Annotated in this window: 17 protein-coding genes and 1 pseudogene; 5 read left to right on the top strand and 13 right to left on the bottom strand. The window is 38.4% G+C overall.

The window, feature by feature from the left end:
* Nucleotides 1-145: 145 nt before the first annotated feature.
* Nucleotides 146-778, top strand: a complete 633-nt coding sequence (locus AC3RV6_RS01860) for an RsfA family transcriptional regulator (RefSeq protein WP_489747780.1) — start codon at nucleotides 146-148, stop codon at nucleotides 776-778.
* Nucleotides 779-819: 41 nt separating this feature from the next.
* Here the strand turns inward: AC3RV6_RS01860 and lipL are convergent, their stop codons facing one another.
* Both lipL and pta read right to left on the bottom strand, forming a co-directional pair.
* Nucleotides 820-1,659 carry an octanoyl-[GcvH]:protein N-octanoyltransferase gene (gene lipL, locus AC3RV6_RS01855; protein ID WP_489747779.1) on the bottom strand — a complete coding sequence of 280 codons (840 nt, stop codon included), beginning with the start codon at nucleotides 1,657-1,659 and terminating at the stop codon, nucleotides 820-822.
* Nucleotides 1,660-1,726: 67 nt separating this feature from the next.
* Complete coding sequence (gene pta, locus AC3RV6_RS01850) at nucleotides 1,727-2,698, bottom strand: phosphate acetyltransferase (RefSeq protein ID WP_489747778.1); 972 nt, start codon at nucleotides 2,696-2,698, stop codon at nucleotides 1,727-1,729.
* A gap of 184 nt (nucleotides 2,699-2,882) precedes the next feature.
* Here pta and hemQ point away from each other — a divergent pair, with 184 nt between their 5' ends.
* From hemQ to gerQ, 3 genes and pseudogenes are all read left to right on the top strand, one after another.
* Nucleotides 2,883-3,632 carry a hydrogen peroxide-dependent heme synthase gene (hemQ, locus tag AC3RV6_RS01845; RefSeq protein WP_489747777.1) on the top strand — a complete coding sequence of 250 codons (750 nt, stop codon included), beginning with the start codon at nucleotides 2,883-2,885 and terminating at the stop codon, nucleotides 3,630-3,632.
* A 119-nt stretch (nucleotides 3,633-3,751) separates the two neighbouring features.
* Nucleotides 3,752-3,847 (top strand): annotated as a pseudogene (locus AC3RV6_RS01840) (cell wall hydrolase); the annotation flags it as partial.
* Nucleotides 3,848-3,871: 24 nt separating this feature from the next.
* Nucleotides 3,872-4,216 (top strand): spore coat protein GerQ, encoded by a 345-nt coding sequence (gerQ, locus tag AC3RV6_RS01835; RefSeq protein WP_489747776.1) that lies wholly within the window; start codon nucleotides 3,872-3,874, stop codon nucleotides 4,214-4,216.
* Nucleotides 4,217-4,265: 49 nt separating this feature from the next.
* On the opposite strand, the gene AC3RV6_RS01830 is transcribed toward gerQ, so the two are convergent.
* From AC3RV6_RS01830 to AC3RV6_RS01805, 6 genes are all read right to left on the bottom strand, one after another.
* Nucleotides 4,266-4,646 (bottom strand): DUF423 domain-containing protein, encoded by a 381-nt coding sequence (locus AC3RV6_RS01830; RefSeq protein ID WP_489747775.1) that lies wholly within the window; start codon nucleotides 4,644-4,646, stop codon nucleotides 4,266-4,268.
* 87 nt (nucleotides 4,647-4,733) lie between these two features.
* Nucleotides 4,734-4,892 carry a hypothetical protein gene (locus tag AC3RV6_RS01825; protein WP_489747774.1) on the bottom strand — a complete coding sequence of 53 codons (159 nt, stop codon included), beginning with the start codon at nucleotides 4,890-4,892 and terminating at the stop codon, nucleotides 4,734-4,736.
* A 36-nt stretch (nucleotides 4,893-4,928) separates the two neighbouring features.
* A complete protein-coding gene (locus tag AC3RV6_RS01820; RefSeq protein ID WP_489747773.1) occupies nucleotides 4,929-5,189 on the bottom strand; it encodes a YwdI family protein in 261 nt (86 codons plus the stop codon).
* On the bottom strand, nucleotides 5,186-5,362 hold the full coding sequence (locus AC3RV6_RS01815) for a uracil-DNA glycosylase (RefSeq protein WP_489747772.1): 177 nt from the start codon (nucleotides 5,360-5,362) through the stop codon (nucleotides 5,186-5,188). The genes AC3RV6_RS01820 and AC3RV6_RS01815 overlap by 4 nt, the downstream gene beginning before the upstream one ends.
* 46 nt (nucleotides 5,363-5,408) lie before the next feature.
* Complete coding sequence (locus tag AC3RV6_RS01810; RefSeq protein ID WP_489747771.1) at nucleotides 5,409-6,095, bottom strand: uracil-DNA glycosylase; 687 nt, start codon at nucleotides 6,093-6,095, stop codon at nucleotides 5,409-5,411.
* A gap of 6 nt (nucleotides 6,096-6,101) precedes the next feature.
* Nucleotides 6,102-6,854, bottom strand: coding sequence for a DUF4230 domain-containing protein (locus tag AC3RV6_RS01805; RefSeq protein ID WP_489747770.1), 753 nt, complete (start codon nucleotides 6,852-6,854; stop codon nucleotides 6,102-6,104).
* Nucleotides 6,855-7,117: 263 nt separating this feature from the next.
* Here AC3RV6_RS01805 and thiD point away from each other — a divergent pair, with 263 nt between their 5' ends.
* The gene (thiD, locus tag AC3RV6_RS01800; protein WP_489747769.1) at nucleotides 7,118-7,948 is read left to right on the top strand and encodes a bifunctional hydroxymethylpyrimidine kinase/phosphomethylpyrimidine kinase; all 831 of its coding nucleotides are present in this window, start codon (nucleotides 7,118-7,120) and stop codon (nucleotides 7,946-7,948) included.
* 129 nt (nucleotides 7,949-8,077) lie between these two features.
* Here the strand turns inward: thiD and AC3RV6_RS01795 are convergent, their stop codons facing one another.
* The 5 genes from AC3RV6_RS01795 to allB form a co-directional block, all read right to left on the bottom strand.
* Entirely contained in the window at nucleotides 8,078-8,464 is a 387-nt protein-coding gene (locus AC3RV6_RS01795) for a cupin domain-containing protein (protein ID WP_489747768.1), read from the bottom strand.
* A gap of 42 nt (nucleotides 8,465-8,506) precedes the next feature.
* Nucleotides 8,507-9,271 (bottom strand): (S)-ureidoglycine aminohydrolase, encoded by a 765-nt coding sequence (gene allE / locus AC3RV6_RS01790; protein WP_489747767.1) that lies wholly within the window; start codon nucleotides 9,269-9,271, stop codon nucleotides 8,507-8,509.
* A gap of 23 nt (nucleotides 9,272-9,294) precedes the next feature.
* Entirely contained in the window at nucleotides 9,295-10,524 is a 1,230-nt protein-coding gene (gene allC, locus AC3RV6_RS01785) for an allantoate deiminase (protein WP_489749161.1), read from the bottom strand.
* Between the two features lie 211 nt (nucleotides 10,525-10,735).
* Nucleotides 10,736-12,094, bottom strand: a complete 1,359-nt coding sequence (locus tag AC3RV6_RS01780; protein ID WP_489747766.1) for an allantoinase — start codon at nucleotides 12,092-12,094, stop codon at nucleotides 10,736-10,738.
* Between the two features lie 61 nt (nucleotides 12,095-12,155).
* Entirely contained in the window at nucleotides 12,156-13,526 is a 1,371-nt protein-coding gene (allB, locus tag AC3RV6_RS01775) for an allantoinase AllB (protein ID WP_489749160.1), read from the bottom strand.
* Nucleotides 13,527-13,554: the final 28 nt, after the last annotated feature.

The following is a 13,554-nucleotide window of genomic DNA, read 5'->3' as shown; positions in this document are numbered from 1 at the left end:
TTAACAACCTTATTCTATTGTACTCAAAAAATGTAGTCTCTGAAAGCAGAAACTGATTAATACTTTATTCATAATGAATAAAATAGTTATACAATGACCACACTAGCAATAGAAAGAGATATTTGACAAGGCAGGAGGCACAGCAATGGTGAAAGTTAGACAAGATGCTTGGATGGAAGAAAATGATGTATTATTGGCCGAAACTGTACTTAGACATGTGCGTGAAGGAAGTACGCAACTCAGTGCTTTTGAGGAAGTTGGAGATGCACTAAATCGAACAGCTGCAGCATGCGGATTTAGATGGAACGCAGTTGTAAGACAAAGCTATGACCAGGAACTAGAAGGCGCGAAAAAAGAGCGGAAACAGGCAATGCGAATGCTAGGAAATGATTTCAAACGGCGTGGCCAGCTTTTATACACGCCAACACAGGCTAGTGATGAATCGACAAAAATAAGTGTTCCGTTATCGGCACTATCGCTCGAAACGGTTATTGCTTATCTCGTAAGACTTCATCACACAGGTGCAGGTGATGGTGATTCACTACGTTGGAAACAAACAGCTAAGGCTGCGACTGACAATGTATTAAAGTTAGAAAATGAAATTAAAAAGCTTGAACTTGAAAACAAAACACTCCGTACGGATTATGAACAATTTGTACAAATTATGAACAGGGCACGGCGTCTCGTTACGCTCGACGAGGATGAAGATCGTAATGCTACTGTTTTCACGATGGAGAAGAATGGTAATCTAGTATCAAAAGAGCCACCGATTAATTAATCGGTGGCTTTTCTTTATGCTTTTTTATTAAATTAATTAAGTTAATCTGCAAGCATTTTTTTATTCCGTTCAAAAACGCGTTTTAAATAGAATCCGTACAAGTCCATCTCATCTTGTTGAAAACCCGACATATTGAAACCTTTAGCAAAATCACGCAACAACAACTGAACGCGAATGACAACATCGTTTACCGTGATGGGCATTTCCAGCAATTCAGCTAATGATGCCATGACTTCAGGTTTTATCGTTGGATAAACGAGTTTGCTTTCTTCCCCTTGTAAACCAGTCTTATAAAATTCCCCAATTAATGCAGCCCGCTCAGATCCACTTCCCTCAACACAAAGATAGACTTGAACCGCGATACCTTGCCGTAAACGCCGTTGTGAAATACCCGCAAATTTTCGTCCATCGATACTAAGGTCATAGGAACCAGGGCAATAAGAGCCTACAATTTCATATGCCTTTATTTGTTCGCTTACTTCTGGAAATAACAGTTTTACAAATGCCAACATAACTTCATAACCTGTCGGAATATCGATTGAAGCATCATATTCAGATAGAACCATCGAGATATTTAAAACACCGTCATCAAGCACAACTGCCAGACCACCAGAGTTTCTTACGATGGCATTATAGCCCTTCTCTTCTAATGTTTCTATAGCCTCTGCAACATAAGGAAGGCGATGATCTTGTATACCCAGCACAACTGTCTTATCGTGCACCCATATACGGATAGTTGGCATACTCATCCGTTGTCCAACTAGATGACATAGTGTGTCATCGGCAGCAAAAGATTCCAACGCTGAACGATTACGTCCACTCATTGATTCATCCATTAACCGCCACTCAGGTATGCGTAAAAGTGATTCATAATTTAACATATTATTGCTCCTACGTAATTTAACATAATAATTACTATTGCGTATTTTAAAACATAATTACGCTTGCTTACAGACTTTGAGCTGCGGTTAAAAGGCTAAGCTTGTAAACGTCTTCCGCCGAACAACCGCGTGACAAATCATTTACTGGTTTATTTAACCCTTGTAAAATTGGCCCGATTGCTTCATAACCACCGAGTCTTTCTGCTATTTTATAACCTATATTACCAGCTTCAAGAGACGGAAAGATGAAAACGTTCGCGTCACCCTGTATTAAAGAGTCAGGTGCTTTTTTCGCAGCAATTTCTGGAATGTATGCAGCATCAAACTGGAATTCTCCATCAATTATTAAATCAGGCGCTAAAGTTTGGGCGATTTTTGTAGCCTCGACAACTTTCTCAGTTTCTTCTGTGACTGCTGACCCTTTCGTCGAGAAAGAAAGCATCGCGACACGAGGGTTAATTCCAAAAGAAGCTGCTGTTTTAGCACTTTCAACGGTAATTTCAGCAAGTTCTTGTGAAGTTGGCACAACTGTAATTGCACAATCTGCAAAAACGAGACGTTCTTCGCCCTTCATCATAATAAATGCACCACTTGTTCTTGAAACGCCTGGTTTCGTACGAATAATTTGTAGTGCAGGTCTAACAGTTTCCGCAGTTGAATGCGCAGCACCACTGACAAGTCCATCTGCACGTCCCGTATGTACAAGCATTGTCCCAAAGTAATTCACATCCTGAAGCGCTTCACGTGCTTGATCAGCAGTCGCTTTTCCTTTTCGACATGCAACGAACGCTTCAACAAGTTCCTCGAAATAAGAAGCTTTTATAGGATCAATTATTGTAATGCCTGAAATAGCAATTGCGGATTCATTTGCTACACGTGTTACTTCTTCTTCATTTCCTAGTAATACCGGATTTATAAGACCTTCACTATGTAGATGCACAGCTGCTTCAAGTACGCGTACATCGGTTCCTTCTGGTAAAATAATCGTTTTTTTATCGTTGCTAATTTTACGTTTTACTTCACTAAAAAAATCAGTCAATTATATGCACACCTTTCGTTTTTTAATTATTTTGTATTATTAATATCATACATGAACAGATTGAAGATGAAAAGCTGAGCAAGATGTCAAATTCATGACAAACTACCTTTCCGTAAGCCTTTCCGAAATAGGTGTGCTACACTATTTAGGATATTTACAATACGATATGAGGAGTGTACTATACATGAACGAAGCTGCAATTACACTTGATGGTTGGTATGCACTACACGATCTTCGCACAATTGATTGGGTAGCTTGGAAAACGATTTCAAAAGAAGAACGTCAAACTATTTTGGATGAGTTTTTAGTATACTTAGATAAACTTCAAAAATCACATGATGAAAAAACTGGTAGCCATGCTTTTTACACAGTTATTGGTCAAAAAGCTGACTTTATTCTTATGATATTACGTCCTACTATGGATGAACTACAAGAGCTTGAAGCAGAATTTAATAAATTGGCTATTGCAGACTTTACAATTCCGGCTTACTCATATGTTTCAGTCGTTGAATTGTCTAACTATTTGGCTGGCGATTCTAATGAAGATCCTTACCAAAATCCACATGTACGCGGACGCCTTTATCCTGAACTGCCACGCAATCAGTACATCTGTTTCTACCCGATGGACAAAAAGCGTGACGGCGATGACAACTGGTATATGTTAGATATGGACAAGCGTAAAGAATTAATGCGCAGTCACGGACAAATTGGTCGCGGTTATGCCGGTAAAGTAAAACAAGTTATATCAGGATCTGTCGGATTTGACGATTATGAATGGGGCGTAACATTGTTTGCGGATGATGTACTCCAGTTCAAAAAGTTAATTTACGAGATGCGTTTTGATGAAGTCAGTGCGCGTTATGCAGATTTCGGATCTTTCTTCATAGGTACACTTCTGGATAATGAAAAAACAACTGCATTATTCACTATATAAATTAATTTAAAGGAGTCGCGAGTTCATATGCGACTTCTTTTTTTGTTCTATCAACTTGCTTAATTGCATATGGTTCATGTGAGGGGGTTGTTCTTTGGCAACTATTGAAAATAACAATAGATTGCCCAGTGCAATGGTACAATCAGTGGAATACCGGTAGATACAAATCACATTGTTTTTTCTCCCCTACTACACAAGATTGCCCTAATGTATAAATTAGATGAAGAAAGGATGAATTAATGGTTCAATATTATTGGAACCCGAATTACCAACAAACGATGCCTCCTCAAGGAACAATCCCAGGCGGAGGAAGACCACCTGGTGGACCTCAACGCGAGGAATCCTACATTGAAAATATTTTAAGATTAAATCGAGGTAAGCCCGGAACTTTCCATTTTTCATTCGAGAACGCGCTCGAATCTGGTAAAAATACGAAAGCAGTACGTGGCTTGGTAGAAGCTGCAGGCAGAGATCATGTCATATTAAGTGAACAAAGAACAGGTCATCGTTTTCTGTTCCCAATGATTTATTTTGATTATGCCGAGTTTGACGAAGAACTAAACTACTTCCCACAAACTCAATGAATCAAAAAAGTCTTCCACACCAAAATTGGCGTGGAAGACTTTTTTTGTTTCATTTTCCAAATTTAATAGTTGCTACAATAAGCAGGATCCAGCCGAAAATAAATGCAACGCCGCCAATTGGTGTGATAGCACCTAAAATGCCGATGCCAGAAAGACTAAGTACGTATAAACTTCCAGAAAAAATAATAATTCCCACGAGTAGTAAATAACCCGCCCAACTCAATTGTGTGGATGATCCAAGTAATGCAGGACTCATTAAAATCCCGATGACAATCAATCCAAGCGCATGAAACATTTGATACTGAACTGCAGTTTCCCATATAGCTAAATAATGTTCAGACAATCTATCCTTAAGCGCGTGCGCTCCAAATGCACCAAATGCAACAGCAATCGCTGCGTTAATCGCACCTGCGATAATGAAAAACGGCATAACTTCTCCTACTTTCTTTAATAAAATCATTTATTTCACATTATATCATGATATATATTCAAACTATCAGCGGTTCGAATTATTATATCAGACACTTCCATCATTATATCGGCGCTCACGAACAATATATCCGACACTTCCACCATTATATCGGCGCTCACGAACATTATATCCGACACTTCCACCATTATATCGGCGCTCACGAACATTATATCCGACACTTTCACCATTATATCCGCAAATCATGACCTAATACCTACCCGCAATTCAAGCAGACTCAGGTTAAAAATCAAATAAAGAGCCACCGTTTGCATCCTTTTCAACTAACGGCTTCCCTTCGATTGAGCTAATCGATTGCACTTCACTTGTCGCCATCATTTTAGGAAATATTTTCTTTTCTCCGCCAACATTATCGCCAAGTGTAACTTCACAAAGCGAACGGATTGCGCTAAGTGCTTCGCGTGTTTTACGTTCATCAGACGTATTACGTGCAATATGCAATTGACGTTCTAATTCGTTTAATATTTGATCAAATGAAATCAACGTCTAACATCCCCTTTTTTCTGTACAAAATTTAAACACTCAAGCCCAGATGACCTTTTCACTACAATTGATGGAAGCTCCCTCGTTTTAAAGCCATATGCTTTACAACCTCTTGGATTTCTTTGATCCCAAGTCACAAAAAAGGATTCACATTGAAAACAATTAACAGGCATAGCGTTCACCCTCTTTCCACTCACTTTATCACGACTACTTGGCAAATTAAAGCCCTTCACTAGTACGACACCAATCAATCTGCTGTTTATTCCAAGACGCTAATAATGCATTCGTTTTTGAATAAGGGCGGCTGCCAAAAAAGCCACGACTCGCGCTAAGTGGGCTCGGATGAAACGCTTCGACAATCCCATTTTTAGTTAAGTCAATAAGCGCTTTTTTCTCTTGAGCTGGTCTTCCCCATAAAACGAAAACGACTGGTTCTTCCCGTTCAGACAACCGACGTATAATTTCATCCGTGAAAGTTTCCCATCCTTGGCGTTTATGCGAATGTGCTTGACCCTCCAGCACAGTTAATACAGTATTCAGCATAAGTACACCTTGTTCAGCCCAGCCTGTTAGGGAGCCATCTGATGGCACTGGACAACCTATATCACCCGCAAGTTCTTTAAACATATTACGTAGACTTGGTGGGATCTTCACGCCGGGTTTAACTGAAAAACTAAGCCCATGCGCCTGACCTGCTCCGTGATAGGGATCTTGTCCTAAAATGACAACTTTCACCTTATTAAATGGCGTTAGTTTAAATGCTGTCCACATATCTTCTTTTATTGGATACACAACTTCTTCCATGTATTCTTTCTGTAGAAATTGACGAAGTTTTATATAATAGGGTTTCTGGAACTCTTCACTTAACGCTTCATTCCAGTCGTTACCCAAGTCATCACTAGTCACAATACGTCACTCCTTGAAATCAATTGAAACATCGTAGCCTGCGAATGAAAACATTTCACGTAGCGTCTTTTCAGCATTCTCTTCAGCCTTTTGCAACACACCTTGGCCCTTCGTTTCTTCTAAAATTAGTGCTTTTGCTTCTGAAGCAAGCTCATACGCTTCTTCAATATTTGCCTTTTCACGGAAAAGACCTTCATATGAGAAGACTTCTACTTGATCAAAGTTAATTTCGGCTCCACCTAAAAACTCGGCTGGTGGCAAGGTTAGTTTCACAGTTTTCTTTTCTTCATTAACAAGGACATCTTCATCTGAAAGTCCTGACAACTCAACACCGGCCTTGACAGAACCAGGTATCACGACTAGAAGTTGACGTTTCGTTCCAGGCACATCAAGCCCGATACTTTGGCCAAATATCGTATTATCTTGTCGTTCAATAATTACTTTCGTATAAGCTTCAGCTGTCGCAAGTTCATTCAACTCTTGAACCCGCTCTAGAAAAACACTTTTTTGTTCCGTAAATGTACTCCCACTTTTCAAAAAGTACATCGTGACAAATGGTAAAGCCGCAACTAGTAATATTATACAAAGCGCTATAAGTAAAAACGACCGCTTCCATAATGAAAAGAAGAGTTTTCCTGCACGCCAAAACCCAAATCGTGGTCGTGTAAACTCTTCAACCGTCACACTTGTTTCATTTTTGGCAGACTTAAGTTCAGCCAATAACCTTTCAATCTCTTCAATCTTTCTATCATTCGCCATAATCCACCTCTTTCATATGTTTTCCGACTTAATCATGTATGTTTACATTATAGGATATTTACAATGCAAACAACTAGAAAGACATGGTAAGATGAGTTTAAAGGGATTATATATGTCTAATTTGCATATGCGTAACAAAGTCAGAAATGTTACGGGTGCCGCAAAACAAGGCAATAATGTTCCTCATCTTATTTAAGTTTTATCAGCGAATGATAGTCAAATAACTTAACCATTCTAGCCAACTAATAAGGAGGATTACATTCATGTCATTAAAAAAGATTTTAACAATTGCAGGTTCAGATACATCTGGTGGGGCTGGCATTCAGGCTGACCTAAAAACATTCCAGGAACACGGAACATATGGTATGACGGCGCTAACAGTCGTTGTCACGATGGATCCTACTAATTGGAATCATAGCGTATATTCATTGCCAATCGACGTTTTAAAGGCACAAATTGCAACCGCTATTTCTACCGGAATTGATGCAATTAAAACTGGAATGCTTAGTACAGAAGAAGTCATTGAAACAGCCGGAAATGCAATCGCTGAATCAAAACTAGAAAAAGTTGTTATCGATCCAGTGATGATATGTAAAGGGGACGACGAAGTGTTAAACCCTGGCACAGTAGATGCAATGATTGAACACTTACTGCCACATGCACAAGTCATCACGCCGAACTTATTCGAAGCTGGACAACTTGCGGGTACAGGTATACCGAAATCAATCGATGAGATGAAAATAGCTGCAGAGAAAATTCATGCACTTGGAGCAAAAAACGTCTTTATTAAAGGCGGGAAAGGACTTAGTCGGGATACTGCTGCTGACCTACTTTATGACGGTAAAACTTTCACTCTTTTAGAAGCAGAAAAAAGTGATAATCATTTTAATCATGGTGCAGGTTGCACAGTGGCAGCAGCAATTACAGCAAACTTAGCTAACGGTATGAACGTCAACGAGGCGGTCACTGAAGCAAAGAAATTTGTTACAGCTGCCATTTCAAACGGTTGGCAATTAAATGAATTCGTCGGCCCAGTTCTTCACGGCGCTAAAAATAAGTTCGGCACTCAGGAAATTACGATCACAGAAGTTTAATTAGAACGTTCCTCAATTAATTGGGGAACGTTTTTTAGCATTTATTTTACAAACACACGAAAAACCCCGCAGCAATGGCGAGGTCCTAAGTGTTTTTGTTTTTTATTAAAATTAGTATGACTAAAATTTTTAGTATAAAGTAATATCCATTGGGATTGTACCAGCAGCAAAACCAACAAACATAAAACGTTCAGTTCCTGTGTTCTTCATGCCATGAATCTGGTTAGGCTTCGCTAATAAAACCATACCTTGTTTAATATGAATTTCATTCTCTAAATCCGGATAATATGTTCCTTCTCCTTGAACACAAACCCACATATCATCGACATCCGAATGAGAATGCGTATAGACAGACTGTCCAGGTTCTAGACACCAAATAGCGCCTACTGTTTTGTCCGTTTCATAAAAGTAATTCTTCTGAGGCTCGTCTTTATCAAACTTCGCAATGTCATCTATACTAAAAATTCTTTCCTTAATTATCTCATCAATCGCTGCTGTATTTATACTATTTCCCAAAGTTAAACACTCCTCCAATTATATCGATTAAATTAACAAGTTTTATAGTTCAACATCACGGTTACAATCTTTAGAGTAGACATAAGTCAAGTTCTCTCTTCCAACGGCATATGCTGCCTGATGGACGTATGGACCCATGAAAATATAATCATCTTTCTTTACTGGAATCCATTTATTATCTAGGTTGTACATACCTTCTCCTGATAATAAATAAGCCCCGTGTTCTTGCACATGTGTCTCAATGAACGGATGACATGCCGCTGGTTCAAATGAAAGTATGTGGAAGTTCATATCAAAATCGAATTCAGTAGGTAAAAGATCTTTTAAATGCACATTATGCATACCATCATAAATTTCAAACTCAATATCATTTGCATGGTTTGAAACTACCCAAGGCTTACGTCCTTCAAGCGGGCGATACTTTTGCTTGTATAGGAATATTTTAGAATCAGTTTCCCCAATATTTTCCAAGTACATTGTAGTACCAGGTGGGCAATATAAATAGCCACTTTCTTTAAGTACAAATTCTTGATCGTCAGCAGAAGCTTTAATTTCACCATTAACAACATAAACGAATGTCTCTATATTGTCCTGGCCGCCAAAACCATCACTATTTTTTCCACCTTTTTGCATTGTAATAATATAATCCACAAAACTTGCACCTAATCTAGGTGAACCTAGAATTGAAACGATACAGTTTTCAAATCCTGGAACGCTATTATTTACTAAACCTTCTGGTGCAATTAATGCAAATTTACCATGTTCAATAATTGATCTACTCGTTAATAAGTCTTTTGGATAACCCATTTTTTATGACTCTCCTTTTATGATCATTCTTTATATGCAAGTTCATGCAGAGTGCCAATCAGCGCTTTAACGCCATGCGCTAATTCGATAGGCTTTGTATATTCTGCCGGATTATGACTAATGCCGTCACGACTTGGAACAAATAACATAGCCGTCGGAACAATTTCAGCAAATATTTGCGAATCATGGCCAGCACCACTGTGCATGACTTTATAATTCATATTTTCTTTTTTGCATTGCGCCTCAATAATCTTAACGATTGTATCATCCATAGGAACTGGATCTGCATCTAACCACATGTCTATTGATACTTCGACACCATTCTTTTGAGCATTCTCTTGTATGTTATTTGTTAGTACATCAGTAAATTGGATAAGTGCACCTTTATCAGTATGGCGCATATCTACTGTGAAAATAACTTTCCCAGGAACGACATTGACGATATTCGGTTTAACTTCCATTCTTCCTACGGTGAAAACTAACGGATCGCCTTGTTCTACTGCTAAACCCATAAGTTCATAAATCATTTGACTCGCTGCATGAAGAGCGTCTTTCCTGTAACCCATAGGCGTTGTACCAGCATGGTTTGCTTCACCCGTAATTTCAATCGTGAATCTTCTTTGGCCAACTATGCTATGAACTACACCTACGGATTTTTCTTCTATTTCTAATACTTTCCCTTGTTCAACATGAACTTCAACGAAAGCTTTTAAATCCTGACGCACGGGTTTGGTTTCATCCCTAAATGAAAATCCGGAATCTTTCATAGCTTCAACGAAAGGTACACCATTAAAATCAGCTATATTTTCTACGTCTTCACGGCTGGCAGTTCCAATAACATTCTTCGATCCCCAGAAAACATAAGGAAACCTGCTACCTTCTTCTTCCGCTAGAGATATAATTTCTAAATTACGTTTCGGCTGACCATATTGTTTTTTCAGATGCAGTATCGCTATAATTCCCGCTACAATCCCATATTGACCGTCATATGTTCCACCATTAGTTACAGTATCCACATGAGATCCAGTCAATATTGTTTCGCTTGTGTCACTACCTTTTAAAACGCCACTAAGATTACCGACTTCATCAAATTGGACTTCGAGGCCTTCTTCTTCCATCCAGCCTTTTAATGCATGCTGGGCTTCAACCCAATCCTTCGAGTAGAGTAAACGCGAAACTCCCCCTGCTGGATCTTTACCGAAACTAGCTAACCAATCGAGCTTTTCAGCAACCTCTTGCGCTAACTTTTCAATTCCCTGCATTTAAATTTTACCTCCTTTTTACCATAAAACGATTACTTAATCCCGATGTGTATCTGTCTATTATAAGTGTTTTCAATCAATTTATCATTAGCAATAATAAACAAATACAACTTAATAAACTATGCACTTCGCATATAGAGCGCTATCTAATAAATTGAGGGGTTGGCCAATAACGATAAAGATGAATTAAAACCACTATCTTCTAAAAATTAATTTCTATTCCTTTTCTAGCATGTATTTCTCCATTTTCAAAAACTACTTGGCCATTTACAATCGTTGTTTTTACTTTACCAATGAATTCTTTACCAATATAAGGAGACTGCTTATGACGATAAAACAAGTCTTCTTTTTCAAGTACGAAGTTTTCATTTAAATCAATAATTGTAAGATCAGCATCACTTTCTACTGAAATTGTTCCTTTATTAGGATAAAGTCCAAATAACTTAGCTGGATTCGTCGCAGTTAGCTCCACGATTTTTTCCAATGGAAGTTTGCGATTAACATACCCTTCCGTCAACATAACATTTAAGGTACTCTGACCACCTGATATGCCACCCCAGGCTTTAAAATAATCGCCATTCAATACTTCCTTCATTGCTGGAGGTGCCGGTGAGTGGTCAGAGGCTATTATATCAATCTCACCTTCTGCAATCGCCTTCCATAAACCTTCAATTTCATCCTCATCACGAAGTGGTGGACAACATTTTGCCAAGCCGCCTTTTTCTTCCAAGTCTTTAATCGTCAAGGATAAGTAATGCGGACATGTCTCAACCGTGATATCAACACCTCTTTGTTTAGCTTCATTAATTTCTGCCACAACTTTTCGGCTACTTGCGTGAACGATATGAAGTTTACAACCAGTTGCTTCCGCATATGAAATGATTCTTCTGACAGCTTCAATTTCAGAAATAATTGGTCGAGATTCAACAAAATCCCTAGCAGATGTTTTATTTTGGCTTTGTTTTTCTTCAGCAAGTTGATCGCAGATGACTGTACTTTCAGCGTGTACAGCAAGTAAAGATCCTATTTTCGCAATTTCGCTCATCCCTTTGAAAATTGTAACATCATCTACATGATTAAAATCGACAATTCCGCTTGGTGACATAAATGCTTTAAAGCCAATAACACCATTTTCATGGAGTTCTTTAATATCCTGAATATTTTCTGGAACTAATCCTCCCCAAAAACGATAATTCACAACTGACTTTTCTTCGGAAGCAGAACGCTTTACCTCCAAATTCTCTTTATTAATCGTTGGAGGTGTACTGTTCAACGGCATATCAAAATAAGTTGTTACACCGCCCGCAGCTAAGCTTCTACTTCCCGTTTCGATACCTTCCCATTCTGTTCTACCCGGTTCATTAAAGTGAACATGAGTATCGATTAGTCCCGGAAGAATATGTTTACCTTCAGCATTAATTTCTCGATTGGCAGTCGCTTGAAGACTTTCTCCTATGAATATCTCTTTAATTTTACCGTCTTTAATTGCGATATCTCCTTGAATAACTGAATCTGTTGATACAATCATGCCATTTCTAATAATCAAGTCATAGGTAGTCATGTGCTTCTCTCCTTTAAAGAAAATGTGATTCGTTTTCGGGTTGATTATACTAAAACTATCTTTACTTCTTATTATAACTAACGAGTTTGCCGACAGGTTCGCCTATAATTCCTGTTTCTACATCAAAAACTAGATTTCCACGAACGATTGTTTTTGTCACGCGACAATTAATAGTTCTTCCGATATAAGGGCTATGCTTATGTCGGTAATAAAGATCCTCTTTCTTAACTTCATAAGATTGATTCGCATCTACAAGAATAATATCAGCGTCTTTTGCAATCGCGATTTCACCTTTAGTAGGTAAATTAAATCGCTTCGCAGGATTTGTAGCAATCATTTGAACAAAATCAGTTACCGGGACATTCCGTTTTAAAACAGCTTCATCGAACATTAAATCAACGTTATTTTGACAACCTGTGATGCCGCCCCATACTTCAAATATATTATTAGTATCACTATGTTTCATTTCTGGTGGGCACGGAGAGTGATCTGACGTAAGCATGTCAATATCCCCGGCAATTAGTTTACTCCACAATTTTTCTTGCTCTACTTCATCCCTAAGTGGTGGTGAACATTTAGCGACTGGGCCAATTTCTTCAAATTGTGCTGTAGTAATTGTAAAGTAATGCTGGCAAGATTCCACAGATACATCTTGGCCACTGTTACGAGCAGCAGTGATTTCTTCTATTGCTTCAGCTGTACTGATATGTACAAAATGAAGTTTACAACCAGTTTCTTTAGCCATAAACAATGCTCTTTTAACAGCATCTACTTCTGTAAATACTGGTCGAGAAGCAACATAATACGTCGCCGTTGTTTTTCCTTGCTTGACCATTTCTACTGCTAAACGATCTGTTATAACAGCATTTTCAGCATGTATTGAAAGCATATGACCTAGTTCAGCCAGTTTTTTCATTCCCGCATAAAGTGTATAATCGTCAACATTTGTAAAGTCATCTGGAATATCTGAACCACATGTTGCCATAAAGCACTTGTAAGCAACAACGCCCTCATCAGATAGTTCTTCTAATTTATCTAGATTACTTGGAACAAGTCCACCGTATAAGGCATAATCAACATAATTTTTGCCCTTGGCAGCTTCTTTCTTTAATTGAATTGAGTCCTTGTCAACAGTTGCGGGTAGTGCATTTAAAGGCATATCCACATAACTAGTTGTGCCCCCTGCCGCTAACGCTTTTGTGCCCGTTACAAAACCTTCCCATTCAGTACGGCCAGGCTCACATATATGAACATGAGTATCAATCATTCCAGGCATTACATATTGCCCCTCGGCGTTAATTACTTGCTTTGCTTTACTATCTATTGCTTCAGCAATCGCAGATATTTTTCCATCTTTAATTGCGATATCTACTATCTGTACATCGTCTCTAAAAACTACCTTACCGCCTTTAATAATTAAATCATACATTATGTTTCACCCCTATATATATTTCTATTAA

The sequence above is a fragment of the Sporosarcina sp. So3-204 genome (assembly GCF_058068165.1).
The sequence above is the reverse complement of the archived record's forward strand: the minus strand, read 5'-3'. Positions and strand labels throughout refer to the sequence as shown.

Coding starts and splice junctions, on each gene's coding strand:
- allE (WP_489747767.1), bottom strand. CDS start 9,271: ATGGGTTATCCAAAAGACTTATTAACGAGTAGATCAATTATTGAACAT.
- AC3RV6_RS01830 (WP_489747775.1), bottom strand. CDS start 4,646: ATGCCGTTTTTCATTATCGCAGGTGCGATTAACGCAGCGATTGCTGTT.
- AC3RV6_RS01815 (WP_489747772.1), bottom strand. CDS start 5,362: ATGCCTGTTAATTGTTTTCAATGTGAATCCTTTTTTGTGACTTGGGAT.
- AC3RV6_RS01805 (WP_489747770.1), bottom strand. CDS start 6,854: ATGGCGAATGATAGAAAGATTGAAGAGATTGAAAGGTTATTGGCTGAA.
- AC3RV6_RS01780 (WP_489747766.1), bottom strand. CDS start 12,094: ATGACTACCTATGACTTGATTATTAGAAATGGCATGATTGTATCAACA.
- thiD (WP_489747769.1), top strand. CDS start 7,118: ATGTCATTAAAAAAGATTTTAACAATTGCAGGTTCAGATACATCTGGT.
- lipL (WP_489747779.1), bottom strand. CDS start 1,659: ATGTTAAATTATGAATCACTTTTACGCATACCTGAGTGGCGGTTAATG.
- gerQ (WP_489747776.1), top strand. CDS start 3,872: ATGGTTCAATATTATTGGAACCCGAATTACCAACAAACGATGCCTCCT.
- AC3RV6_RS01860 (WP_489747780.1), top strand. CDS start 146: ATGGTGAAAGTTAGACAAGATGCTTGGATGGAAGAAAATGATGTATTA.
- AC3RV6_RS01825 (WP_489747774.1), bottom strand. CDS start 4,892: ATGATTTGCGGATATAATGGTGAAAGTGTCGGATATAATGTTCGTGAG.
- hemQ (WP_489747777.1), top strand. CDS start 2,883: ATGAACGAAGCTGCAATTACACTTGATGGTTGGTATGCACTACACGAT.